This is a genomic window from Streptomyces sp. NPDC093085, assembly GCF_040683935.1.
Taxonomy (GTDB): domain Bacteria; phylum Actinomycetota; class Actinomycetes; order Streptomycetales; family Streptomycetaceae; genus Streptomyces.
In genome coordinates, this window is the sequence record NZ_JBFBFB010000013.1 from 81,072 (window position 1) to 107,200 (window position 26,129).

17 protein-coding genes and 1 CRISPR repeat array are annotated in these 26,129 nt (G+C 71.0%); of the genes, 16 read left to right on the plus strand and 1 reads right to left on the minus strand.

Features of this window, described 5'->3' with window-relative positions; translation table 11 throughout:
• Positions 1-266: 266 nt before the first annotated feature.
• The 12 genes from AB0O07_RS28500 to cas2 all read left to right on the plus strand — a co-directional run bounded on the left by AB0O07_RS28500 (position 267) and on the right by cas2 (position 20,170).
• Entirely contained in the window at positions 267-1,061 is a 795-nt protein-coding gene (locus AB0O07_RS28500) for a hypothetical protein (RefSeq protein ID WP_365638461.1), read from the plus strand.
• 383 nt (positions 1,062-1,444) lie between these two features.
• Positions 1,445-3,556 (plus strand): flotillin family protein, encoded by a 2,112-nt coding sequence (locus AB0O07_RS28505; protein ID WP_365638463.1) that lies wholly within the window; start codon positions 1,445-1,447, stop codon positions 3,554-3,556.
• Between the two features lie 221 nt (positions 3,557-3,777).
• A complete protein-coding gene (locus AB0O07_RS28510) occupies positions 3,778-9,048 on the plus strand; it encodes a DNA repair ATPase (RefSeq protein ID WP_365638465.1) in 5,271 nt (1,756 codons plus the stop codon).
• Between the two features lie 552 nt (positions 9,049-9,600).
• Entirely contained in the window at positions 9,601-9,906 is a 306-nt protein-coding gene (locus AB0O07_RS28515; RefSeq protein ID WP_365638467.1) for a hypothetical protein, read from the plus strand.
• 212 nt (positions 9,907-10,118) lie between these two features.
• A CRISPR array of direct repeats spans positions 10,119-11,647; the repeat unit is 29 nt; unit sequence GTTGCGACCCCTCCAGGGGTGATGACGAC.
• A 366-nt stretch (positions 11,648-12,013) separates the two neighbouring features.
• Complete coding sequence (gene cas6, locus AB0O07_RS28520) at positions 12,014-12,691, plus strand: CRISPR-associated endoribonuclease Cas6 (RefSeq protein WP_365638469.1); 678 nt, start codon at positions 12,014-12,016, stop codon at positions 12,689-12,691.
• The gene (locus AB0O07_RS28525; RefSeq protein WP_365638471.1) at positions 12,688-14,127 is read left to right on the plus strand and encodes a hypothetical protein; all 1,440 of its coding nucleotides are present in this window, start codon (positions 12,688-12,690) and stop codon (positions 14,125-14,127) included. The genes cas6 and AB0O07_RS28525 overlap by 4 nt, the downstream gene beginning before the upstream one ends.
• Positions 14,127-15,185, plus strand: a complete 1,059-nt coding sequence (gene cas7i / locus AB0O07_RS28530) for a type I-B CRISPR-associated protein Cas7/Cst2/DevR (protein ID WP_365638473.1) — start codon at positions 14,127-14,129, stop codon at positions 15,183-15,185. The genes AB0O07_RS28525 and cas7i overlap by 1 nt, the downstream gene beginning before the upstream one ends.
• Positions 15,186-15,190: 5 nt before the next feature.
• Positions 15,191-15,901 carry a CRISPR-associated protein Cas5 gene (locus tag AB0O07_RS28535; RefSeq protein ID WP_365638475.1) on the plus strand — a complete coding sequence of 237 codons (711 nt, stop codon included), beginning with the start codon at positions 15,191-15,193 and terminating at the stop codon, positions 15,899-15,901.
• Positions 15,883-18,393 carry a CRISPR-associated helicase Cas3' gene (gene cas3, locus AB0O07_RS28540; protein WP_365638477.1) on the plus strand — a complete coding sequence of 837 codons (2,511 nt, stop codon included), beginning with the start codon at positions 15,883-15,885 and terminating at the stop codon, positions 18,391-18,393. The genes AB0O07_RS28535 and cas3 overlap by 19 nt, the downstream gene beginning before the upstream one ends.
• Positions 18,390-18,920: a CRISPR-associated protein Cas4 gene (locus tag AB0O07_RS28545; RefSeq protein ID WP_365638479.1), complete on the plus strand. Its 531-nt coding sequence runs from the start codon at positions 18,390-18,392 to the stop codon at positions 18,918-18,920. The genes cas3 and AB0O07_RS28545 overlap by 4 nt, the downstream gene beginning before the upstream one ends.
• Positions 18,920-19,900, plus strand: coding sequence for a type I-B CRISPR-associated endonuclease Cas1b (gene cas1b / locus AB0O07_RS28550; RefSeq protein ID WP_365638481.1), 981 nt, complete (start codon positions 18,920-18,922; stop codon positions 19,898-19,900). The genes AB0O07_RS28545 and cas1b overlap by 1 nt, the downstream gene beginning before the upstream one ends.
• 12 nt (positions 19,901-19,912) lie before the next feature.
• On the plus strand, positions 19,913-20,170 hold the full coding sequence (gene cas2, locus AB0O07_RS28555; RefSeq protein WP_365638484.1) for a CRISPR-associated endonuclease Cas2: 258 nt from the start codon (positions 19,913-19,915) through the stop codon (positions 20,168-20,170).
• Between the two features lie 739 nt (positions 20,171-20,909).
• Here the strand turns inward: cas2 and AB0O07_RS28560 are convergent.
• Positions 20,910-21,494, minus strand: a complete 585-nt coding sequence (locus AB0O07_RS28560) for a hypothetical protein (protein ID WP_365638486.1) — start codon at positions 21,492-21,494, stop codon at positions 20,910-20,912.
• Positions 21,495-21,610: 116 nt separating this feature from the next.
• Between AB0O07_RS28560 and hemL the strand changes: the two genes are divergently transcribed.
• The 4 genes from hemL (at position 21,611) to AB0O07_RS28580 (ending at position 26,036) form a co-directional block, all read left to right on the plus strand.
• Positions 21,611-22,981 carry a glutamate-1-semialdehyde 2,1-aminomutase gene (gene hemL / locus AB0O07_RS28565; RefSeq protein ID WP_365638489.1) on the plus strand — a complete coding sequence of 457 codons (1,371 nt, stop codon included), beginning with the start codon at positions 21,611-21,613 and terminating at the stop codon, positions 22,979-22,981.
• Positions 22,978-23,688, plus strand: a complete 711-nt coding sequence (locus AB0O07_RS28570) for a histidine phosphatase family protein (RefSeq protein WP_365638492.1) — start codon at positions 22,978-22,980, stop codon at positions 23,686-23,688. The genes hemL and AB0O07_RS28570 overlap by 4 nt, the downstream gene beginning before the upstream one ends.
• A 300-nt stretch (positions 23,689-23,988) precedes the next feature.
• Positions 23,989-25,275 carry a hypothetical protein gene (locus tag AB0O07_RS28575; protein WP_365638495.1) on the plus strand — a complete coding sequence of 429 codons (1,287 nt, stop codon included), beginning with the start codon at positions 23,989-23,991 and terminating at the stop codon, positions 25,273-25,275.
• A gap of 137 nt (positions 25,276-25,412) precedes the next feature.
• On the plus strand, positions 25,413-26,036 hold the full coding sequence (locus tag AB0O07_RS28580) for a TlpA disulfide reductase family protein (RefSeq protein ID WP_365638498.1): 624 nt from the start codon (positions 25,413-25,415) through the stop codon (positions 26,034-26,036).
• Positions 26,037-26,129: the final 93 nt, after the last annotated feature.

Sequence of the window (26,129 nt, forward strand, 5' to 3'; positions counted from 1 at the left end):
GTTATCTAGTTAGCTAGTACTTTAGAACTTGTGGGTGACTGCTCGTCAAGGTGTCCGGCGGGGTTCGCGAGGGGTGTCGGGAGGGGTGTCGGGAGGCCGCCGGTGCCGGGGCTCCGGGTTCGCGCCCGGCATTAAGGACGCGTTAAGACTGCCGGGATCCGGCAATGCGCGCACATGCCCCGGGCGGTCAGAATGGGTGCAGCGCAGACGGGGGAACCGCCCGGATGCCGGGACACGGAAGCGTGTTCCGGCGTCGGGGTGGTGACGTGCGGGAGCGGGACACCTGGGGGGTGTGGACGATGGGCGGGCTCGACGCGGTCGGCGGATCCGGGGGATCCGGAGGATTCAGCGCATCCGGGGGATCCGGAGGACCGGGGGGATCCGGAGGATTCGCGGAGTTCTTCGACGCGGCGCTCGGCTTTCCCGCCGTCCTCTTCGGTGCCGCCCTCCTCGTCGTCATCGGCTTCTGGCTGCTGGTGGCCATCGGCGCCGCCGAGCACGACTCCTTCTCCCCGGACTTCACGCATCTGACCGAGGGGGCGGGGTCGGCCGGGCTCTGGGGAGTCCCGGTCGCCGTGCCGGTGTCGGTCTTCACCGTCACGGCGTGGTTCACCAGCCTCGCCGGGTCGGTGCCGGTGCGCCGGTGGGTGGAGCCGGGGGGTGTCCGTACGCTCTGGTCGGGCGCCGTGCTCGCCGGGGCCGCGCTGGTGGCCTGGGGGGTGACCCGGTTGCTCGTACGCCGGCTGCGCGACCTCGTTCCTGAACAGACGCCGCCGTCGCGGCTGGACTTCATCGGGCTGACCTGTGTGATCCGTACCGGCTCCGTCTCCGCCGACTTCGGTCAGGCCGAGGTCACGGCGGCCGACGGCTCGACCGCGCTGGTCCAGGTCCGGCGGCCGGACACGGACGGCACGGACCGGACGGGCCGGGCTGACCGGACGGGCGGGGCGGAACGATTCACCGCCGGGTCCACGGGGCTGCTGTACGCGTTCGACGTCGAGGGCGAGTTCTTCTGGGTCTCGCCGTACGACCCGGCGCTGGACCCGCGTTCGGCCACCTGAGGGAGCGCCACCGGTACCGGACGGGGCTCGCGGGGCGGACGGGGGCTCGCGGTCTCGCGGGACGGGGTTCCGCTTGCGCCGTGGAGTCCGGGAGTCCGTGGAGTCCCTGGGCCCCGTGCGCCCGTGGAGTCCTGCGCGGGGGGCCGGTGCTCCGCCTGGCGTGAGCCGGTACCTCCTGCTCTGCCGCGTGTCCGCCCCGTACCGCATACGGGTCCGCCGACCCGCACCCGTACCCGTACCGCCTTACCCGTACGACTCGACTCACTGCCCGATGTCCGCACCCGGCGCGCCCCGCCACGCCCGCCTCCGGCCACCGCCACCGTCCCACCCGGCCCGGGCCACCTGAACTTCCCGTCACCTGTCACAAGGACACAAGGACCTCCATGGATGCCATCTCCTTGGGCCTCGGCGTGCTCGTCGCCGTCGCCCTCCTCATCGCCCTCGCCCTCTTCCTGGTGATCAGCCGGCTCTTCCGCAAGGTCGAGCAGGGCCGTGCGCTGATCATCTCCAAGACCAAGAAGGTCGATGTGACCTTCACCGGCGCCGTCGTCCTGCCGGTGCTCCACAAGGCCGAGTACATGGACATCTCGGTGAAGATCATCGAGATCCGCAGGACCGGCCGCGAGGGTCTGATCTGCCAGGACAACATCCGCGCCGACATCCACATCTCGTTCTTCGTCCGCGTCAACAAGACGGTCGAGGACGTCATCAAGGTCGCCCAGGCGATCGGCACCGAGCGCGCCAGCGACGAGACCGCCATCCAGGAGTTCTTCGGCGCGAAGTTCTCCGAGGCGCTGAAGACGGTCGGCAAGCAGCTCGACTTCGTCGACCTCTACACCAAGCGCGAGGAGTTCCGGGACCGCATCATCCGGGTCATCGGCACCGACCTCAACGGCTACCACCTCGACGACGCCGCCATCGACTTCCTTGAGCAGACCCCGATGTCGCAGCTCGACGGCGCCAACATCCTCGACGCCCAGGGCATCCGCAAGATCACCGAGCTGACCGCCGTCGAGCACGTACGGACCAACGAGTTCCAGCGTACGGAGCAGAAGGAGATCACCCGGCAGAACGTCGACGCCCGGGAGACCATCCTGGAGCTGGAGCGCCGGCAGGCCGAGGCCGAGATCAAGCAGCAGCGCGAGGTCGAGACGTTGCGGGCCCGTGAGGAGGCGGCGACGGCCAAGGTGCGGGAGGAGGAGCGGCTCGGGGCGCAGACCGCGTTCCTCCGCACCGAGGAGCAGCTCGGCGTCCAGCGCGAGAACCAGGCGCGCGAGATCGCCGTGGCGCAGAAGAACCGCGAGCGGGTCATCGCCGTCGAGAACGAGCGCATCGAGAAGGACCGGGTCCTCGAAGTCATCGGGCGCGAGCGCGAGACGGAGCTGAGCCGGATCTCCAAGGACAAGGAGGTCGAGGCGGAGCGGCGCGAGGTGGCCGACGTCATCCGTGAGCGGATCGCGGTGGACCGTACGGTCGCCGAGCAGGAAGAGTCGATCAAGAAGCTCCGGATCGTCGAGGAGGCCGAGCGCACCCGCCAGTCGGTGATCATCGCCGCCGAGGCGGAGGCCCAGGAGAAGCTGGTCAAGGACATCAAGGCGGCCGAGGCGGCGGAGGTCGCGGCCCGGCACCACGCGGCCGAGCAACTCACGCTGGCCGAGGCGCGATTGAAGGCGGCCGACCTCGACTCGCAGGCCAAGCTGCGGCTCGCGGAGGGCATCCAGGCCGAGTCGGCGGCGCCCGGACTCGCCGAGGTCCAGGTCCGCGACAAGGAGGCGGACGTCATCGAGAAGGCCGGACTCGCGGAGGCCGGTGCCACCGAGGCCCGGCTGCGCGCCGAGGCGGAGGGCGCCAGGCTCAAGGCGCTCGCGCTCGCCGAGGGCACCCAGGCGCAGGCCACGGCGGACGCCGCGATGATCGGCGAGAAGCTGAAGGCGGAGGCGGCCGGGCTCACCGAGAAGGCGGCGGCGATGGCCGCGCTGGACGAGGCGTCCCGTACGCACGAGGAGTACCGGCTGCGGCTCGCCGCCGACAAGGAGATCCGGCTCGCCGGGCTCGATGTGCAGCGGCAGGTGGCCGAGGCGCAGGCCACGGTGCTCGCCACCGGTCTGGAGAACTCCGACATCAACATCGTCGGCGGCGACTCGGTCTTCTTCGACCGGCTGGTCTCCTCGATCTCGCTGGGCAAGAGCGTGGACGGCTTCGTCCAGCACTCGGAGACGGCGCAGGCGCTCGGCAAGCCCTGGCTGGACGGGACGGCCAGCTTCCCGGAGGACCTGACCCGGATCCTCGGGTCGGTCTCCACGGGCGATGTGGCGAACCTGACCGTGTCGGCGCTGCTGATGAAGCTGATGAACTCCGGCGGCAGCGGCGTCCCCTCCGGGCAGCTCGCCCAACTCCTGGAGCAGGTCGAGCGGTTGGGCCTCTCCGACACCCCGATCGCCGCGCTGGGCGGCACCGCGAAGAGCGGTGCGCTGAACGGCGCGGTCACCGCCTGAGACTCCGGTCTCGGGGGCGCGTGGGCCCGGAACTGCCGTACGGGGGTCGGCGAGTCCGGGCCCGCGCGTCACGGCGCGGGGATGTTCGGGGATGTGCGGTGGTGCGCGGGGATGCGCGGAGGTGCGTGGCGGTGCGCGGACATGTGTGACAGATGTGGGCTTGAGGCGCAGGGGAAGCGAGAAGACGGATGGGAAGCGGGACGGTGACGGGGAACGGGGCAATGGGGGCCGGGGCGGCGGGGACCGGGGTGGTGGACGGCGTCGGTACGGGTGCGAGCGCGGCCTCCGGCTCCGGTACGGGGACGAGCGCGGCCTCCGGCTCCGGTACGGGGACGAGCGCGGCCTCCGGCTCCGGTACGGCTGCGGCCCCCGGTTCCGGTACGGGTGCGGGCGTGGCCCCCGGCGCGGGCCCCCTCGGCGGGGTCGATGTCGGTACGTACGAGGTGCTGCGGGACCGGCTCACCGCCCAGGCGCGGGAGCTGGCCCGCCGGGCCGGGGAGCTCAACTCCCGCCGGGTGGCGGCGTTCGGCTCCACCGAGCTGGCGCTCACCGGCACCGAGCGGCTGCGCACCGAGCGGCCCAGCGTCGCCCGCGACCTGGTCGACATCGGCGGCGCGCTGCTCCTGGCGCACCACGGGCGGCCGGCCGGCGGGGCGGGCGCCCCGGTGGCGGTCGAGGACGTCTTCGCCCTGTACGACCGGGAGTTGAACCCCCTGCCGCAGGACGCCGTGCCCGGCCTCCTCGACGACCCGCGCTTCGTCAGGGAGTTCGCGGACCTGTACCGGTACTTCCGGGACGCGCGCCTCCGCCGCCTCGTCCGGAGCGAGGGCCGGCTGCTCGCGGTCTTCCAGACCGGTGAGAGCGCCGACGACGTCCGCGTCCTGCGCTGGGCGGTACACGCGGAGGGCGCTCCCGGCCCCGCCTCCGGCCCCGGCGCCCTCACCCCGACTGCCCCCGCCACCCCCGTCGAGTTCCTCGACGCGCGCGGCGAGCGCGACCATGTCCTGCCGCCCGCCCACGACTTCACCTGGACCGCCACCACCCGCGAGGACCATGTCCCCGGCCGCCACCCGCTCGTCCGGGTCGACGGCGGGTCGCTGTACGTCTCCACGGTCGGCGGCGCCCTCACCGTCACCACGGACGACAACACGGAGTCCCCGGAGGGGATGTACGCCGAGCCGGTCACCGAGCCGCTCCAGTCGCTGGCCGACGCGGAGATCGAGTACGCCCGGGTCGGCGCCCTGATCCTGCTGCGCGTACGCCCGTACAAGGAGGAGGCCCGGCGCCATCTGGTCTTCCACGCCGCCACCCGGCGCGTCGTCCGGCTGGACGGTATCGGGCAGGCGTGCCGGCGGCTGCCCGAGGAGCAGGGGATCATCTTCCCCGGCGGCTACTTCCTCGCCACCGGCGCCCACAAGACCTTCGAACTCGACACGGAGGGGCTGGAGTTCGAGCGCGAGCTGCGCTCCCCGAACGGCGAGGACGTGCTGTACGCGTTCCACGACCGGGCCCGGGGCCGCACCCTGCTCCTGCCGTACAACCTGATCCGGGAGGAGGCCGCGGCCCCGCTGCCCTGCCGGGGGTACGCGCTCCTCGCGGACGGCACCCTCGTCGCGCTGCGCACCGCCCCGACGGCCGCCGGGGCGGCGGGAGCGGCGGGGGCCGCGGGGGCGGCGGGGCAGGCCGAGGAGCCCGTACGCGTACACCAAGTGCAGCTCTGGCGCTCGCCGTTCGTCTCCGACACGTACGCCGCCGCCGTGCCCGCCGGGGAGGGGCCGCTGGCCCGGATCGGCAACGCCGATCTGGTGCGCGGGATCTCGGAGTGCCTTTCGCTGGCCCGCTCCGTGACCGACGCCCCCGCCGCCACCGACTCCTCGGCCGCCACCACGGAGGCGTACGGCGCGCTGCTCGCCGCCTGTGTGCGCGCCGCCGACACGTACCACTGGCTGGGCGACCCGGACGTGGGCGACCTGCGGACCCCGCTGGCCGGGGTGCGGGAGACGGCCGGGCAGGTGCTGGCCGAGTTCGAGACCGTACAGACGCTGACGCGGCAGGCGGCCGAGGCGTTCGAGGAGGCCGCCGCCGAGGCCGCCGCGCTGGTGCGCAGGGCCCGGGGGGAGACGCCGCGCACCGCCGCCGGGTGGGTGGACCGGCTCACCGGACTCCGGCAGGCGCACGGGCATGTGCTCACGCTGAAGGAGCGGCGGTACGCGGACACGGGGGCGATCGACGCGCTGGCGGAGGAGGTGGCGGGGGATCTCACCTCGTTCGCCCAGCGCGCGGTCGGCTTCCTGCGGGGCGCGGACGCCTTCGCCGGATACCACGAGGACATCGCGGGGCTGACGGCCGAGGGCGAGGCCCTGGCCACCGTCGCCGAGGCGGCGCCCGTCACCGCGCGGCTGGACGAACTCGCCGCCGGGCTGCGGACGGTGACCGAGGTGGTGGCCGGCCTGGACATCGGCGACGCCACCGTCCGTACCGCCATCCTGGAGCGGATCGCGGAGGTGCTGGCCAAGGTCAACACCGCCCGCGCCACGCTCGAAGCGCGCCGCCGCGAACTCCTCGACCACGAGGGCCGGGCCGAATTCGCGGCCGAGACGGCCCTGTTGCGGCAGGCGGTGACGGGCGCGCTGGCCGTCTCCGACACCCCGGACGCCTGTGACGAGCAAGTCGCCGCCGTACTGCTGCGGTTGGAGGACCTGGAGGCGCGGTTCGCGGAGTCGGACGACTGCCTCACCGAACTCGCCGCCCGGCGCACGGAGATCTACGACGCCTTCGCCGCCCGCAAGCAGAGCCTCCAGGACGCGCGGGCCCGGCGCGCGGAGCGGCTGGGCGGCTCGGCGGACCGGGTGCTGGAGACCATCGCGCGGCGCGCGGCGGCACTCGGCTCGGCGGACGCGATCAGCACGTACTTCGCCTCCGACCCGATGACGGCGAAGGTCCGCCGTACGGTGACGGAGCTGCGCGAACTCGGCGACACGGTACGGGCGGAGGAGCTGGAGGGCCGGCTGAAGTCCGCCCGCCAGGAGGCCGCGCGCTCGCTGCGCGACCGGGCCGACCTCTACACGGACGGCGGCGCCCTGATCCGGCTCGGCCGCCACCGCTTCGCGGTCAACACCCAGCCGCTGGAGCTGACGCTCGTACCGACGGGGGACGGAAACGGCGCGGGTGGCGCAGGCGCCCCCGGCGGCCAAGGCGCTCTTGGCGCCCCCGGCGACCACGGCGCCCCCGGGCTCTCCTTCGCCCTCACCGGAACGGACTACCGGTCCCCGGTCAGGGACCCGGAGTTCGCGGCGACGCGCGCCTACTGGGGGCAGAGCCTGCCCTCGGAGTCGGCGGACGTCTACCGGGGCGAGTACCTGGCGGCCCGGCTGCTCGCCGAACACGGCCCCGCCGCCCTGCCGGCCCCGGGCTCCCCCGAACTCGCCCAGCTCGTACGGGAGTCGGCGGAGTCGGCCTACGACGAGGGGTACGAGCGCGGCGTCCACGACCACGACGCGGCGCTGATCCTCGGCGCCCTGCTCCGGCTCCACGCGGACGCGGGACTGCTCCGCTTCCCGCCCCAAGTCCGCGCCGCCGCCCAGCTCTTCTGGGCGCACGGCACGACGGAGGAGGCGCGGGCCGCGTGGACCCGGCGGGCGGTGTCGATGGCGCGCGCCCGGGAGACCTTCGGCCTCGCCCCCGCGATCGACGCGCTCCGGAGCGAACTGGCGGGCGTCATGGCCCCGTTCGGCGGGGGCGAGGCGAGTGCCGCGTATCTCTTCGAGGAACTGACCAGCGGCCCCGAGGGGTTCGTCACCGGCGCGGGGGCGCGGACCCTGCTGGAGAAGTTCCGCCGGGCGGTGGGGACGTCGGCATACGACGACGATCTCACCGGCCTCACCGGCCTCGGCGACGACCTTGACACAAGGCGCCAGATTGTCGAGAACTGGCTGACGGCATACGTCCGTTCGGGCGCTCACGCCGACCGCGACGACTCCGGGCTCCAGGGCGACCTGGCCGAGGCGGTGGCCGTGGAACTCTGCCCCGACCTGGTACGCCACGACTCCGGGGCGCCGCTCGGCGAGACCGTCGAGGGCCTGCTCGGCGGCCACCCCCGTATCGAGCGCCGCCGTATGACCGTCCGTATCGACGAACTCCTCGCCCGTACGGCCGACTTCCGCGACCGGGTGGCCCCCGGCTTCCGGGCGTACCAGCGCCGGCGCGCCGCCCTGGTCGCCGCCGAGCGGGCCCGGCTGCGGCTCGACGACCACCGGCCGCGCGTGATGTCGTCGTTCGTACGGAACCGGCTGATCGACGAGGTCTACCTGCCGCTGATCGGCGACAACCTGGCCAAGCAGCTCGGCACGGCGGGCGATACGAAGCGGACCGACTCGCACGGACTCCTGCTGCTCGTCTCGCCGCCGGGGTACGGCAAGACGACCCTGATGGAGTACGTCGCCGACCGGCTCGGGCTCGCCCTGGTCAAGATCAACGGCCCGGCGCTGGGCCACGCGGTGACCTCGCTCGACCCGGAGCAGGCGCCGAACGCGACCGCGCGCCAGGAGGTGGAGAAGATCAACTTCGCGCTGGCGGCCGGCAACAACACCCTCCTCTACCTGGACGACATCCAGCACACCTCGGCCGAACTCCTCCAGCAGTTCATCCCGCTGTGCGACGCGCAGCGCCGGATCGAGGGGGTGCGGGACGGCGAGCCGCGCACGTACGACCTGCGCGGGAAGCGGTTCGCGGTGTGCATGGCGGGCAATCCGTACACCGAATCCGGCCACCGCTTCCGGATCCCGGACATGCTCGCGAACCGGGCCGACGTCTGGAACCTGGGGGAGGTGCTGACCGGCAAGGAGGAGGCCTTCGCGCTGAGCTTCGTGGAGAACGCCCTGACCGCGCACCCGGTACTGGCCCCGCTGGCCGCCCGCGACCGCTCGGACCTGGACCTCTTCGTACGCCTGGCATCCGACGACCCGACAGCCCGCACCGACCGGCTGAGCCACCCCTACCCACCGGCCGAGACGGCCCGGATCCTCGCCGTCCTCCGCCATGTCCTGACGGCGCGGGCGACGGTCCTGGCGGTGAACGAGGCGTATATCGCCTCGGCGGCGCAGGCCGAAGTCTCCCGTACGGAGCCGCCGTTCCTGCTCCAGGGCTCGTACCGGAACATGAACAAGATCGTGGCCCGGCTGGACGCGGTGATGAACGACGCCGAGGCCGCCGCGGTCGTGACCGACCACTACGCGGGCGAGGCCCAGACGCTCACATCCGGCGCCGAGGCGAACCTCCTCAAACTAGCCGAAATCCGAGGAGAGTTGACTCCACCCCAGACGCTGCGCTGGGCGGAGGTCAAAAAGGCGTACGTCCGCTCGGCGGCCCTGGGCGGCCCGGCGGCCGACCCCCTCACGCGGGCGGTCGCGGCGCTGGGCGTCCTGGCGGACCGGGTGGCCGCGGTGGAGTCGGCGATCACCCGGGAACGATCACATGGGGCGACGCCCTGTTGACGGAGCGTGTGAGAAGGTTGACGCTTATAGCCACGGTGTCATGTGGGATGACCGTATGAACGTACGGGGAACCACGGGCGCCACGAGCCACTGAGGCCGGGGGAAGAGGGGGAGGGGGGCGGGGCGGGGCGGAGGCGACATCTCCGCCCCGCCCCGACATATGTGCCCCCATCCCCGAAAACCCCCAGTTAAGAGCGGCAATACCGCTCCACCAAACCCCCGCCGCACGTCCCCGCCCCCTCACCTTTACACGGCGATCGCAGCCACGTAACACCCCCCGGAACCCTCACCTCCGCCCCCTCGCGCCCCCATCCGCGCCCCCGTCCACCCATCCCCCGCGCCCCCGCCGACCCCTCTCCCGCCCCTTCCCGTTCCCCTCCACTCGGCCCGCCGGGAACGCCGCGCGAGACGGCGCGTGTACAGACCTGGCCCGCCTGTACACACCAATTTTCCCCGCCTCGGGACGCCCTCCCCAACCCCTTCCGGTACCTCCGGGGAACCACGCGCACCCGCCCGGTCGTCTCCCGTACAGACACCAACTCAGGGGGAAACGTGACACGTTGGAAGAAGACCGCCACCGGTATCGCCGCACTCGCCGCCCTCGGAGCGGCGGGCCTCACCATGGCGGCCCCGGCGGCGGCGGGCGACAACTACGGGACGGGGACGCCGATCTCCATCACGGCAGGACCGGCGAAGTCCTGGGGACCCTTCACCACGGACGCAGGCCTGAAGAAGGGCCTCAACAACTGCCACGACGTCGGGACCGCCGGGGTGAAGGCGAAGAAGTGGCGGAGCTACACCTGCGAGACCTCCCCCGCCAAGACGGGCAGGTACGTCGACCTGTGGGTCAAGATCTGACCCGACACCACGAACCCGGCCCCGCACGACCGCCACCGGCGAGTTCGCGCGGGGCCGGGGGAGGGCCCGGTTGTTCCCGTCGACGACCGTCCGACCGACCGGCACTGCTGCGGAGTGCGCCGTCATACGCGCCGAGCGGGCGGCCACCCTGCCCGACGAGACCGGATTCGGCACCGGGGCAGCCGCGTCGGCGCCGAGGTCATCCGCTTCGGGTTGCGACCCCTCAAGGTGTGATGACGACCGGCGCGGATCATCGCGGCGAACGGGCACTGGCAGGGGTTGCGACCCCTCCAGGGGTGATGACGACCAGCGGGCGCTGCGTCCCATCTGGCATCGGCTGCCGTTGCGACCCCTCCAGGGGTGATGACGACTTGGGACGTCACCGACCGGCTGCGCGGACTGCGCCAGTTGCGACCCCTCCAGGGGTGATGACGACGGCGGGCCTTCCACCACTTCTGCTGCTGCGCCTCGGGTTGCGACCCCTCCAGGGTGATGACGACTCGCCCTCGCGCCCGGGGGCTGCGCCCTGGCGGCGTGGTTGCGACCCCTCCAGGGGTGATGACGACCCCGGTGCCCGGCTTCGGCCGGCCGCCCGTCCGCGTGTTGCGACCCCTCCAGGGGTGATGACGACGCGCGGGCGGGCGCCACAGGCGCAGCAGGGCCTCCGGTTGCGACCCCTCCAGGGGTGATGACGACCCGGCTGGCCCCTGCCGCCGACCGCGCCCGGGGAGCCCGGGTTGCGACCCCTCCAGGGGTGATGACGACCCTCGGCACCGCCGCCAAATCGGCCCGCCGCGACATCGTTGCGACCCCTCCAGAGGTGATGACGACCTGCGAGTGCGGTCGGGACCAGTGTCCGGCACGCGTGTTGCGACCCCTCCAGGGGTGATGACGACTGGCGTAGGCGGCGTCCGCGGCCTGGATCGTCGCGTGTTGCGACCCCTCTAGGGGTGATGACGACCCGCTCATGGTCGCCTCCGGTCCGCGCCCACGCTCCGTTGCGACCCCTCCAGGGGTGATGACGACCTGTCACGGACACTGTGGTCTGTGCGGGGGGAATCCGTTGCGACCCCTCCAGGGGTGATGACGACCGGGCACAACAGGAACCTCCGCCGCACGCTGCGCCCGTTGCGACCCCTCCAGGGGTGATGACGACTCGCGTGCGCGGCTGTCGCGCCTGGTCGCATGATCAGGTTGCGACCCCTCCAGGGGTGATGACGACCCGCCCACTCCTCGACGGTGTCCCCCATGACGTCATGTTGCGACCCCTCCAGGGGTGATGACGACCCGGGGCGCGGCTCGTACGGGTCTGCGCGCCCCGCTCGTTGCGACCCCTCCAGGGGTGATGACGACACGTTCGCGCCCCGGACCACGCTGGTCATGTCCGGTTGCGACCCCTCCAGGGGTGATGACGACGTGGAGGTGTCCGCCATCGCGCTCGCCGTGGAGCTGGCGTTGCGACCCCTCCAGGGGTGATGACGACCACGGTGGACTGCACCCAGGAGGCGGGCTCCTGGAGTTGCGACCCCTCCAGGGGTGATGACGACTCGGACCGCCGGTTGGTGGCCCTGCTCTGGGTCCAGCGTTGCGACCCCTCCAGGGGTGATGACGACGGGCTCCAGCGTCGCGTGGATCCTCGGCAAGAAGATGTTGCGACCCCTCCAGGGGTGATGACGACATGATCGGGTCACGGGCGATGAGGGAAACTCCGGGTTGCGACCCCTCCAGGGGTGATGACGACCCGACGGTAAAGCCGCTGGTCACCAGTGCCTTCGTCCGGCGTTGCGCTGCTCATTTTGCAGCGACCCGACGGTAATGCATCAGTGCAGGTCGGGGCGTCGCGAACCATCGGTATGGAACTTGCCGCAGGGAGGCTGTCAGTGCTGCCCGCTAGCTTACGGCTCTGAGTGTCCGAGTTGCGCAGGGCGGCCACTGAGTCGCGACGGAAGTCCCCCATAGCATATTTGGTAATGCTTCAGGGCTTTTTATGGGCTACTGCCACTTTCATCCGCCTGGTCCGCTACCTTCCTGTTGTCGCCCCCTCAGCCAATCGGGGGGCGTAACGCCGTTGTTCTGTAGCGTCCTTGGGGGTGCTGTGCGGGTCAGGGTGGACATCGATGCCGATGTTCCGAGCATGGGCTGGGAGCACGTGCACGGGCCGGCGCGCGCTGTCATGTACGAGTTGCTCGGAAGCCAGGACGCCGCTCTCGCACGGTCGTTGCACGACGAGGGCTGGAAGGGGCAGCCGCTCAAGCCCCTGGGCTTGACCGCGCCTCAGTTCAAGGGCGCGCCGAGGAAGCGCGGTGTGTACACGACATCGACCGAGGGGTCGGTCTGGCTGGGGTCGCCGGTACCGGAGATCGCAGCGGTTCTCGTGGCGGCCCTCGCTTCCCGTACCGAGATCGTGTGGGGACCGGCGCGGTTGACGATGCGGGGCTTCACCATCGACGTCGGGGCTCCGGTGGCGGACGGTCCGGTGGAGATGGAGAGTGCGACTCCGGTCGTCGTGAAGCACGAGGGGCGCTATCTCCTTCCCGGGGAGCCTCATTACGCCGCGCGGCTCCAGCACAACCTGGCTCACAAGGCGGACATCCTGGGGCTTCCGGCGCCGAGCGGGTTGCGCGTGCTGGAGGCGGGACCCCGACGGCGGTTCACGGTGCGGGGGGCGCCGCGCATCGGGGCGCAGGTGCGGGTGGGCATGGAGGCCGACGCCCGGTTCGTGGACGCGTTACGGTCCTGGGGCCTCGGACTGGACACGGTGCAGGGCTTCGGGTGGATCCGGTGAGCCCTCTCGCCACCGACTCGACGTGGCTGATCGCGACGAGTCACCCGATCCAGCGCGCGGGAGCTTGGGCGGTCGCGGTGCTGGCCGGCCGGACGACTCCGCAGGACGTCACCCACGCCGACCTGGACGCGGTGGCCGCCCGGCTGGTCGAGGACGTGATGGCCGCCGCCCTGGCGCCGAAGGACCCGGACTCGGCCGCGTACGGCTGGTGGAAGGTCCTTCTCGCGCTCTACCCCAACTCCAAGGCGACGCACAACAAGCGACCTCGCGATCACGCCGCCCTGCTGCCGGAGATCCTGGCGCTCTTCGTACCCGATGCCCCGGGCTCCCCGGCCTGGCCGTGCACCTTCTGCGGAGTGCCCGCTGCCGTGCTGTGGACGAAGAAGAATCTGCCGCTGTACGACACCGACAAGATGCTCAACACGCTGCCGCCAGGTGTCGCGGGCTGGCCGATCTGCCGTGGTTGCCGTATCGCGGCCTGGGCTCTGCCATACGGAGCGTGGGTCACCACCGGGTCGGCGACGGTGCTCTCCTGCGAGCAGGACGCGGCCGAGCGTGAGTTCTCGGCCCGCAATGTACTGCGGGCCGAGCGGGTCATGCAGCTCGGTTTCGGCAAGGCCGGAACAGGGGCCCGGCCCGAGCCGGTGGTCCTGCGGGCGCTGAAGGCGCTCGGCCCGGATCTGCCGGCCGCCGCCACGCTGTGGAGCTTCAAGAACGACAACCAGCATCCGTGGCTGCGGGTCACACAGACCCGCCGTGCCGTGCCCCGCTTCCTGGCGACGGTGGAGGGCAACGCCGAACCACGACGCGGATGGCGGCTGCTGGAACTGGCCCTCACCCGTCGCGACAAGGCGGGACGGCCGGTCACGAGCGGGCCCGCCGAAGCCGCCCGGCTGCTGTTCGAGGCCGAGGACGGCCGTAGCCGGTCGCTGCCGGCACAGCTCCACCAGCTCCTGGACAAGCCGGAGAAATCCTGGAGCCTGCGGAACCGGGCGGCTCTGACGCGGCTCGCCTTCATCTACGCCGAGGAGATTCTGGGCATGAACCCGGACCTGAAGCCGGTGGCAACAGTGATCGCCGACTGGATCGAGCATGGCGGCGGCGCACCCCGGGGGCGCCTCGCGGAGTACCGGAACGTGGCGCTGAGCGACTACAAGCTGGGAGCCCTGCTGATGCAGGCGCATTTCCGGCTGACCTTCGACGGGCGTGCGGTGGCGGCCACGCCCGAGGACTGGCGGCCGCTGATCCAGCAGCGCCCCCGCGCGTGGGAGCAGCGCATGCTGCTGTCCGCCACCGTGCTTCAGCTCCTTCAGGAACGGGGCGTGGCAGTGAACGAGCGACCGGTCGACCCGGATGACGAGGCCCGTACGGAACTGCTCGTGGAGCGGCCGATCCTCGGCGACGAAGACGATGACGACGACAGGGGAGCGGCGTAATGGCCTATCTGGCAGGGAAGATGGTGCTGGCCGTCGAAGCGGGAGCGCCCAACAACGGCAAGGGTGAGGACACCAGGGCCCGGGTCAAGTACGCCCGGATCCGGGGCAGGCACTACCCGTACATCTCCGCCCAGGCGGTACGGCGCTGGACCCGCGACGGGATGGTCGAGCTCGGCTCCGTACCCTCGCCCGTGAGCCGGATCGGCAAGGCGCAGAACAAAGCACAGAAGGGCAACACCGAGGCGAACCCGGTGCGTTACGCGGACGACGACCTGTTCGGTTACATGAAGGCCGGCGCGAAGAAGGACGGCGCGGCCACCACCTTGCGGGACAGCCCGTTCATGCTGGGCACCCTCATGTCGGTCGAACCCGCCTATCCGACCGAGGACTTCGGCGTCATGTCGCGCGGGGTGTCCGAGCCGGTCCTGCACGGGCACGAGTTCTACACCGCCGATCTGGCCGCCCCGTTCCTCCTGGACCTGCCGAGGATCGGCACCTTCACCCTCCCCGACGCCACGGGCGCCGGCCGCCCGAACTACCTCAGCCAGGACGAGGCCATGCAGGTAGCCGAAGCGGCGCAGGCCGGTGCCTCCTCTCTCACCTTCCGCGGTCAGCCGGCCGTACGGCTGCCGATCGAGGAGCGCCGCAACCGGGCGGCGCTCCTCCTGGAGGCGCTCGCGCACCTGAGCGGCGGTGCCAAACAGGCCCTCCACTACGGGGACCGCGTCCCCGACCTGCTGGTGACGGTGCCCTTCAAAGGGGGCGTCAACCCACTGGCCCACTGCGTGGACGGTCTGGAAGGGACCGGCCTGCGGGTACGCGGCGAGGTGCTGCGCGCTGAACTGAAGGCGTGGGACGGGGAGTGGGAGGCCCCGGTGCGGATCGGCTGGCGTCCCGGCTTCCGTGACCTCCTCCGGGAGGACTTCGAGAAGGAGTGCGCCCGGGAGATCGAGGACGGGACCATCGTCATCGAGCACCCCCGAACGATCCTGCGCGATCTGGCGGCCGAACTGCGGGACGGCCGGCTGGACGGCTGGTTCGACGACCCCGCCCGGTGATCTCCGTGCCGGACACATCCCGAGCGGCACTTCCCACAGCGCTCCATGAAGGGCGCCGTACAGCGTGGCGGGCGGATTTCCTGGCACCCGTCGCCTCGTTCCGCGATCCGCTCTTCCCGAGGCTCGACCGCTGCCTGCCCCTGCCTCCGCCCTCGACCGTACGTGGCCTGCTGGCCGCCGCCACGGGGGAGCGGAGTGAACCCCTGGCCTTCGGCATGGCCGCCCGTGCCGAAGGCGGTGGCGTGGACGCCGAGACGTATCACCCCATCTCCACCGACGGCTCCAACCCGGCGGTCGGCGGCCGGGTGCGCGCCGTCAAGGGAGGCATGACGATCCGCGACCGTCCCTTCCTCGTGCAGGTACGCCTGACGGTCTGGCTGCCCGGCACCGACGGCGACCGCATCGCGCGAGCACTCCGCCGCCCCCGTTGGCCCCTGCGTCTGGGCCGGTCCCAGGACCTCGTCCACCCGCTGCGACTGCTGCGGACCACACTGCGTCCGGTGACGACGGCCATCGTCGATCACGCACTGGCGCCGGTGAGCGGACACGACGTGCCTCAGGCGACCGTGCACCGTATGGCGGCGAGCGTATCCGTCGACCGGCTCTCCACCGTGTGGTCCGACTACCTGTGGTGCGACGCCCCCACCGGAGTGCGCCCCGTGCGCGACGCGTACGAGGACGACTGGGGGCAGGCGGTATGGCTGCTCGCCCCCTGACCCCGAAGCCCAAGCCCAAGCCGAAGCCTGTGCCGCGTGCCCTCTGCGATGTCCGTGCCAAGTCCGTACCGAAGCATGACCCCGAACGGCTGACGACGCACTCGCGCATCGTCCACGACACGGTGGCACAGATCGAACACCGCGTGGCCACGGCCGGGCCGCTCGCGACGGAACCCGCGTTCTGGACCCGTGTACGGGCTGCTGCCCTCCTCCACGACGCCGGCAAGGCCGCCGAAGGCTTCCAGCAGCAGTTGCTGCCGGGCGGCACGTTCTGGGGGCAGCGCCATGAAGTGCTCTCCCTGGCCTACGTCGACCTTCTGGCAACGGCCACCGGCTGGACGGACGAGGACCGGCTGATGATCGCCACGCTCGTCGCGACCCATCACCGGGCTCTGCACGCGGCGGCCTCCGGCGCGGCCAAGGGCAAACCGAGCCTCTCTCAGCAGTACAACTTCCGTACGCGGTGGGACGAAGCCTTCACTCGCACACCACGCCCGAACGGCGACCCGCAGATTCAGGTCACCCGGGGGCTCCACCGGGAACTCCTCGCCTGGTTCTCCGGCGCCCTGCACACGGACCCGCCCTCCCCGCCCAGTGGCGGGCCCACAGTCGCCGACCGCGCACGGCTCGTTCTCGACGAACTGCTCGAAGCCTGGCGGCAGCCGGTCGCAGCCGACCGAGGACTGCTCGCCGTCCTCGCCCAAGGCGCGCTCACCCTCGCCGACCACGCAGGGTCCGCGCATGAGCGCCTCCAGACCCATATGCCACTGCCCGCCGACTACATCCGCCGCCTCCCGTACCCGCCCCACCCGCATCAGCGGCAGGCCGCCGACACCGAAGGGCACCTGGTCCTCATCGCCCCCACCGGCAGCGGCAAGACGGAGGCCGGACTGTCCTGGGCCGGGCGGCAGTTGCGTACGATGCCCGGCCTGCCCCGCGTCGTCTGGACCCTGCCGTACCGCGCCTCCCTCAACGCCGCACGACGAAGGCTGCAACGCGACCTGACTCCGGCCCCTGGGGAGGACACGGCGGACATCGGCCTCCTCCACGGCACCGTCGCCCACACGCTTCTCGGCGAGGCGGCGGAGGCCGAATGCGCCGGCACCGGCACCGGCACCGATACCGGCACCGATACCGGCACCGATACCGACACTGATGCCGACACTGATGCCGACGGGAGCCGAAGAGCCGAACCGACCGCCGAGATGGCCCGCCAGGCGCGGGCTCGTGCCGGAGCCATGCGCCTGTTCACCCAGCGCCTGCGCGTCGCCACCCCGCACCAACTGCTCCGGGGCGCCATCGCCGGCCCCGTCTACTCTTCCGTACTCCTGGAACAGACGAACTCGCTCTTCGTGCTGGATGAACTTCACGCTTACGAACCCGAGACCTTCGGCCGCCTCTGCGCCGCCATGGGACTGTGGGAGCGGCTCGGCAGCCGCGTCGCCGTCCTCTCCGCCACGCTGGCCCCACCGATGACCACCCTCATCGAGGAGAGCCTGACCCAGCCGGTGACCCGCCACCACGCCCCCCAGGGCACCAGCCCGGTCCGTCACCGCCTCGTCCTGGACGAGAACCCCCTAACCGCCCCGGAGAGCGTCGAACGCCTGCGTACCTGGCTCGACGAAGGCCACAGCGTCCTGGTCGTCGTCAATAGGGTGGCCACCGCGCAGGCCCTGTACGAGGAACTGGCCGACAACGCCCGTGCCCGCCTGCCCGAAGACCCGCACGCCGCCCTGCTGCTGCACTCCCGCTTCAAGAACCGCGACCGCGACTCCATCGAGAAGAACCTGCTGCGACGCCACCCCGAACGCGCCGCGGGCAGCCGTTCCCGCCGGGGCGGACTCACCGTCGCGACGCAGACGGTCGAAGTCTCGCTGCAACTGGACTTCGACCGAGGGGCGGTGGAGAACGCCCCCTTCGAAGCGGTGGCCCAGCGAGCGGGCCGCGTCAACCGCCGGGGCCGCCACCCCGCAGGGCCCGTCGAGTTCCGAGTTCACCGTACGGAAGCCGGCCGACCGTACGAGGACGACGCGGTCGCCGCCTCCTGGGGAGCCCTGACCATGCTCGTCGCGGAGGGCCGCGAAACCCTCGGCGAAGAGGACATCGAACGGCTTCTCCACCTCGCCTACGACACCGACTGGGGCAGGGCGTGGGAAGCGAAGGCCCGCCGGGCCCGGGACGACTTCGCGGCCACCTTCCTCACCTTCACCGACCCGTTTCGCGACCGCTCCGAGTTCGCCGACACGCTGAGCGAACAGTTCGACAGCGTCGAGGTGCTGCTCCACGAGGACGTAGACGAATACCGCGCCCTCACCACCGGCCCGGAAGGCCACCTCCTCCGCGCGGCCGGCCTCCTCATCCCTCTCCGCTACGGCCAACTCAGTTCATACAAGCCGCAGTACGACCGGAATCTGGGAGTCCATGTGATCGACGGCGCCTACGACGAGGCCATCGGGCTGAAGCCACCGACGGAACCGGACACCATCCTGTGAACCCCTCCGCAGGCCCCGGTGACGGGCCGGACGACGAGGACGCCCAACTCGGCGGCGTCCACATCAAGTACCTCCACCACTGCCCACGTCAGCTCTGGCTCTACACCCGTGGTTACCGGGCCGAGCAGCGCAGCGATCTGGTCGCCTTCGGCGAGGTCGTCGACGACACGACCTTCACGCGCCGCCGCGACATCGATCTCGGCGAAGCGAAGATCGACTGGATCACCACCGGAGCCGTCGTCCACGAGACCAAGTCCTCGCGCGCGCCCTCACCCGCTCACGCCGCACAGGTACGCCACTACTGCCTCCTGCTCGAACGCCGGGGCGTAGCCGTACGCGGCGGCACGATCCACTACCCCCTGATCCGCCGCACCACCGACGTCCCCTGGGACAGCGAGGCCCGCGCCGAAGCCGAAGCGTCCGAGGCCCGGGCCCGCGCCACCATCGCCGCCGATGAACCACCACCTCGCCTCACCCGCGCCAACTGCCGCGGCTGCTCCTACCTCGACTACTGCTGGGGAGACTGATGCCCGCCGTCGGCCGTACCTACTGGCTGACCGAACCCTGCCGCATCCGCCGCGAGGACAACAGCGTCCGCATCGAGCGCGCCGACGGCAACCCGGTCCGTATCCCCATCACCGACATCCGCGACCTGGTCACCTTCGACCACGTCGACATCAACACCTCGGCCCTCTCACTCCTGAGCCGCAACGGCGTCGCCCTCCACGTCCTGGACCACTACGGCAACCACGCCGGACACTTCAGCCCCTCGGAATCCATGTCGTCGGCCACCGTGGTCCGCCGGCAGGTGGAAATCACCGCCGACCCGGAGCACCGTGCCGCGACCGGCCGCGCGCTCGTACTCGCCACGGCGGAAAACCTGCGGTGGGCACTGGACACCGACCTCCTCGACCCGGCCCTCCAGTCCCTGCGCACCGCCCTGCCCGACTGCGGCGACAGCGACGCGATCATGGGGCAGGAGGGCAACTTCCGCCGGACCGCCTGGGCCGTCCTCGACACCCGGTTACCGGCCTGGCTCCGTCTCAACGGCCGTTCCCGCCGCCCGCCGACCAACGCCGGCAACGCCTTCGTCAGCTACCTCAACACCCTCGTCTACGCCCGCGTCCTCACCGCTCTGCGCACCACGCCCCTGCACCCGGCGATCGGCTTCCTCCACGCGGACACGGACCGCCGCCGCAACACCCTCGCCCTGGACCTGGCCGAACCCTTCAAGCCCCTCTTCACCGAGCGGCTCCTCAAACGAGCCGCCGCCCAGAAGAAGCTGAAACCCTCCGACTTCGAAACAGACGTCGCCCGCGCGTCCCTCAGCAAGGACGGCCGCAAAAAGATCGCAGCCCTGGTCAAGGAAGAACTGGCGACGACGGTCCATCACCGCACCCTCAAGCGCAAGGTCAGCTACGAGGAACTCATCCACCTGGAGGCCCTCAAGATCGTCCGCATGTGTCTGGAGCACAAGCCCTACAAGCCTTTCCGCCCCTGGTGGTGAGCGGCCATCTTCGTGATCCTCGTCTACGACACCGCCGTCGAACGAAACCCCAAGGTCCTCAAGACCTGCCGCAAATACCTCCACTGGACGCAACGCAGTGTCTTCCAGGGCGAACTCACCACAGCCCAGTACCGAGCACTGATGGCTGCCCTGAAGACGACGATCGACCCGGACTACGACAGCATCGTCACCTATGCCGCCCGATCCCCCGACATGATCGAATCCAACACCCTCGGCGTTGATCTGGGTGGCCCCGGCGACATTTTATGAACCGCTTTGACCTGCACCGATGCACTACCGACGGACTGCTGTAGAAGCGCCCTTGAAAGGTGGCAGCGGAGGGGCGATGAACTGTGGTTTTACCGTCGGGTCCTCATCAGCCCGGGAGGGGTCGCAACCTCCGCTCGTGGTGGGGCCTCCGCCTTCCGGCTCCGGGTCCTCATCAGCCCGGGAGGGGTCGCAACGCTCACCGGGGCCGCGCTCGCGCGGCCTGGCTCCGCGTCCTCATCAGCCCGGGAGGGGTCGCAACGGGTGACGCCGTCCGCCTCGTAGAGCGCGGTCACCAGGTCCTCATCAGCCCGGGAGGGGTCGCAACGCCATGCGGTGGGGAACCTTCACCCCGCGCCCCGGGTCCTCATCAGCCCAGGAGGGTTCGCAACATGAGCCACCACAGGCCCCCGCACAGGCCGGTGACGGATCCTCATCAGCCCAGGCGGGGTCGCAACGTGAGTACATGACGGCGGACAACGAGCCCATCACCTGTCCTCATCAGCCCAGGAGGGGTCGCAACGCGGCCGGGCGGGCTTCTTCGCGACCGTGTTGTGCAGTCCTCATCAGCCCAGGAGGGTCCGCAACGCCTGCGACATCCGCCCAGGCACCCCGTCTCGGTGCAGCTTCTCATCAGCTCGGCAGGGGCCGCGTTGGCGGTGCTGGTTGGCTGGGGGAAGGGGGCTCTCCTGCGGTAGGAAGCGGGAGGTGACGGCCCATCCGCCACCTACGGGGCCCCGGCTCAGGGCCACACCAGGCAGTAAGGCTGATGCCCCGCCTCGTGCAGTCGGTGGCTGAAGTCCTGCCATTCGTGGAGGAGTTGGTAGACGTTGAACGCGTCCTTCGGGCCGCCCCGGTCCGGGACCGTCGACCAGATGAAGGCCGCCGCGCCGACCGACTCCTCGCCGATGCCGCGCAGGGGGTCGACCACCGTCATGGGGAGTTTGACGACCGCGTAGTCCGGGTGGAGGACGACCAGTTCGAGCGGGGGGACCTTGTTCAGGGGCATGCCCTGAATGCCGGTCAGGACCATCGCCGCTATCGTCTCGGGCTTGATCTTCGTGAACATGCCGCCCATGCCCAGCTCGTCGCCGCCCAGTTCCTCCGGGCGCATCGAGATGGGGACGCGGGCCGCCGTGGCGCCGTCGGGCGCGCCGAAGTACTTGTACGTCACCCCCACCCGGCCACCACTCCTGATTTCCGGAGCCGCCTCGTGCGCCTCGTGCGCGTCGCGCTCCTGGCGCTCGCCGCGTCGGTGCTTCCCTCGCCGGGCAGGCTCGGGACCCAGGTCATCGGTCCCCTCGCCCACTCCGCCACCGCGATGCATATCTCCACCCGACCACTCGCAGCCCCGGCCGCGCAACCCGATCATCGTGACAGTGACCTCCCCCACGAACGGCCGGTGAAACACCTGTCCGCGGATCCGTCCGAGCCTCTGCCACCATGGATTGCGTGAGCTTTCCCAATAGTGCCCCAGTTTCGCAGACACTTTTTGACCGTGCGGCCCTCGTGACGCCCGGAGGCGTGAACTCTCCCGTCCGCGCCTTCCGCGCCGTGGGGGGTACGCCCCGTTTCATGGTGTCCGGTCATGGTCCCTACCTCGTCGACGCGGACGGCCGCGAATATGTCGACCTCGTTTGTTCCTGGGGGCCGATGATTCTCGGTCATGCCCACCCGGAGGTGACCGCCGCCGTACAGGACGCGGTCGCGCGGGGTACGTCGTTCGGTACGCCCGGTGAGGGGGAGGTCGCGCTCGCCGAGGAGATCGTGGCCCGGATCGCCCCCGTCGAGCAGGTACGGCTCGTATCGTCCGGTACGGAGGCGACGATGTCGGCCATCCGGCTCGCCCGCGGCTTCACCGGGCGGGCGAAGGTGGTGAAGTTCGCCGGGTGCTACCACGGGCATGTGGACGCGCTTCTCGCCGCCGCCGGCTCCGGCGTGGCCACGTTCGGGCTGCCGGACACCCCGGGGGTGACCGGCGCGACCGCCGGGGACACCATCGTCCTGCCGTACAACGACCTCGACGCCGTACGGGCCGCCTTCGCCGCGCACCCCGGCGAGATCGCCTGCGTGATCACCGAGGCGTCGCCGGGCAACATGGGCGTCGTACCGCCGCGCGACGGGTTCAACGCCGGGCTCAAGGAGCTCTGCGCCGCCGACGGGGCGCTCTACATCTCCGACGAGGTGATGACCGGGTTCCGTACCTCCAGGGCCGGCTGGTACGGCGTCGACGGCGTCGTGCCCGACCTGATGACCTTCGGCAAGGTCATGGGCGGCGGCTTCCCGGCCGCCGCGTTCGGCGGGCGCGCCGACGTGATGGGGCGGCTCGCCCCGGCCGGGCCCGTCTACCAGGCCGGCACGCTCTCCGGGAACCCGGTCGCCACCGCCGCCGGCCTCGCCCAGCTCCGGCTGCTCGACGACGCCGCGTACGCGAAGGTCGACGCGGTCTCCGCGCAGATCCAGGCGCTGGTGACGGAGGCGCTGAGCAAGGAGGGCGTCGCGCACCGGGTGCAGAACGCGAGCAACATGTTCTCCGTCTTCTTCACGGCCGACGAGGTCCGCGACTACGAGGGGGCCAAGCGGCAGGAGTCCTTCCGCTTCACCCCGTTCTTCCACTCGCTCCTCGCCGACGGGGTCTATCTGCCGCCGTCGTCCTTCGAGTCCTGGTTCGTCTCCACCGCCCACGACGACCGCGCCGTCGAGCGGATCGCCGCCGCGCTGCCCGCCGCCGCCCGCGCCGCCGCCGAAGCCACACCCCCGGACACCGCCCCGGGCACCGACCCCGCAACCGACACGACGGAGAGTGCCGCATGAGCCAGCAGCGCGAAGGAAAGACCGCGGAGAACGGGGACCCCATCACCGTCGTCCACCTCATGCGCCACGGCGAGGTGCACAACCCGGAGGGGGTGCTGTACGGGCGCCGCCCCGGCTACCACCTCTCCGAGCTCGGGCGGCGGATGGCCGACCGGGTCGCCGAGCACCTCGCGGAGCGCGACATCACCCATGTCGTCGCCTCGCCGCTGGAGCGCGCCCAGGAGACCGCCGCCCCGATCGCCAAGACGCACGGGCTGAGCCTCGACACCGACCGCCGGCTGATCGAGGCCGCGAACGTCTTCGAGGGCAAGACCTTCGGCGTCGGCGACGGCGCGCTGCGCCGCCCGGAGAACTGGAAGCACCTCACCAACCCGTTCCGGCCGTCCTGGGGCGAGCCCTACGTCGACCAGGTCGTCCGGATGATGGGCGCCCTGACCGCGGCGCGCGACGCGGCCCGGGGGCACGAGGCGGTCTGCGTCAGCCACCAGCTCCCGATCTGGGTGGTACGGAGCTTCGTGGAGCGCCGCCGCCTCTGGCACGACCCGCGCCGCCGGCAGTGCACCCTGGCCTCGCTGACGAGCTTCACCTATCAGGGCGACAGGATTGTCTCGGTGGGGTATTCCGAGCCGGCCCGTGACCTCGTACCGGCGCATCTGCTCGCCGGGGCGCGCCCGGTGAAGGGCGGCGCGAAGGCGTTCGGCGCCTGAGCCCCCCGAGGGAGGGACTCGGCGAAGGAGCCGAGCCCGGACCCGGACCGAGGAAGGAAAACCGGGCGCCGACAGTGGGCGCCCGGTCACCCCTCGTACGCGGGTATCGATTACCGCCCACCGGCCTCTCCGTCACCGCCTGCTCGCTGCCCGTGCGTTTTTGTCACAGCGGCTGTTACGTGCGTAAAAATCTGACCGCATAAGGAACCCCCGCGTTCGTCGTCGGCTCCTAACCATTGCTGCTCGCGCAATTTATACGACCAGCATATGTACGGACGAACGAGTGCGGATGGGATCAGCATGCGGCACATCAGTCGGAGGAGTCTGCTCGGCGCCGGAATGGGCGCCGCCGCCGCGATCGGCGTCGCGGCCTGCTCGAACGGAACGCCCGCGTCGAAGGGGAGTGGCGGCGGCGCGGACCAGGCCGGCGGCGGCGACGCCAACGGCACCCCCGCGGCCAAGAACGTCCGCCTCATCGGCGACGGCTCCACCGCGGACACCGGCAAGCAGCCGCACCAGCCCGAGAAGCCGGTCCCGCTGGAGCCCGGCCAGACCCCTCCGCAGTTCGTGATCTTCTCCTGGGACGGCGCGGGCGAGGTCGGCAACGGGCTCTTCCCGCGCTTCCTCAAGCTCGCCAAGGACCACGGCGCCGCGATGACCTTCTTCCTCTCCGGGCTCTACCTGCTGCCCGAGTCGAAGAAGACCCTCTACCGCCCGCCGAACAACCCCATCGGCGCCTCCGACATCGGCTACCTCACCGACGACCACGTCAAGGCCACGCTGACCAACGTCCGGCAGGCCTGGCTCGACGGCCACGAGATCGGCACCCACTTCAACGGCCACTTCTGCGGCGGCTCCGGCACGGTCGCCAACTGGACCTCCGAGCAGTGGCGCGACGAGATCGACCAGGCCGTCGACTTCGTCACCCAGTGGCGTACGAACACCGGCTGGAAGGACCTCGACCCGCTGCCGTTCGACTACCACAAGGAGCTGATCGGCGGCCGCACGCCGTGCCTGCTCGGCCAGGAGAACCTGCTGCCGACGGCGAAGAAGCTGGGGTGGCGGTACGACGCGAGCTCGCCCGGCGGCACCCAGGTCTGGCCGGACAAGCTCCAGGGGATATGGAATTTCCCGCTCCAGGCCGTACCGTTCCCCGGGCATTCCTTCGAAGTCCTCTCCATGGACTACAACATGCTCGCCAATCAGTCGCAGAATTCGACGAACGGAATGACGTCCCGTTATCCGGAATGGCGCAAGCAGGCCACCGACGCGTATCTCGCCGGATTCAACCGGGCCTACGAGACGAACCGCGCCCCCTTCTTCATCGGAAACCACTTCGAGCAGTGGAACGGCGGGCTCTACATGGACGCCGTGGAGGAGGCCCTGAAGGGCATGGCGGGCAAGAAGGACGTACGGCTGGTCTCCTTCCGGCAGTTCACCGACTGGCTCGACGTCCAGGACCCCGCCGTGCTCGACAGGCTCCGCACCCTCGGGGTCGGCCAGGAGCCCACCGGCGGCTGGAGCGAGTTCCTCAAGCCGGCCGGCGCGGCCACCGGAAGCGGCACCGGAAACGGCACCGAAGGCTGAGGAGCCGAGGAGCTGACCCGGCGGCCGTACGGCGCCGGGGCGGGGGCAGGGCCGGGGCGGGAAATCTTTACTTCGGGCTTTACGGGCACGCAGGGGGGTGCCCAAGATCCCCGAAACGCCCATGCGAAACTTTTCACATGAACTCAGGCCTCGTCCCACGACGCCGTTCGCCCCGCCGGCTCCGACGCGTGATCCTGCCCCTGACCGCCGTCGCCTCGGCGCTGGCGCTCACGGCCTGCGGCAACGGCGGCAAGTCCGGCGGCGGCGGTGACACCAACTTCGTGACCAACACGGGGGGCATCTCCACCGTCGCCGCGGGGGAGCGCAGGCCCGTCAACGAGATCGCGGGCGAGACCCTCGAAGGCAAGCGGCTCGACATCGCCGACCTCAAGGGCAAGATCGTCGTCCTCAATGTCTGGGGCTCCTGGTGCCCGCCCTGCCGCGCCGAGGCCCCGCACTTCGCGAAGGTCGCCAAGGAGACCGAGGCGAAGGGCGTGGCCTTCGTCGGGATCAACACCCGGGACGCCAACAAGGGCCCCGCGCTCGCCTTCGAGAAGGACTACGGGGTCACGTACCCGAGCCTGTACGACCCGACGGGCAAGCTGATCGTCAGCGGCTTCCCCAAGGGCAGCCTCAACCCGCAGTCGATCCCCTCCACGATCGTCCTCGACCGCGAGGGGAAGATCGCGGCGCGCTCGCTGATGGCCCTCAACGAGGACAAACTGCGCAAGATGATCGACCCGCTGATCGCGGAGAAGTGATCCTGTGCAGCGGTTCCAGGCCCTCCAGGCTCTCCATGCCCCCGGCCAGGCCCCTGGTCACTTCCTCGCCGAGGCGACCGGCGGGAACGAGAC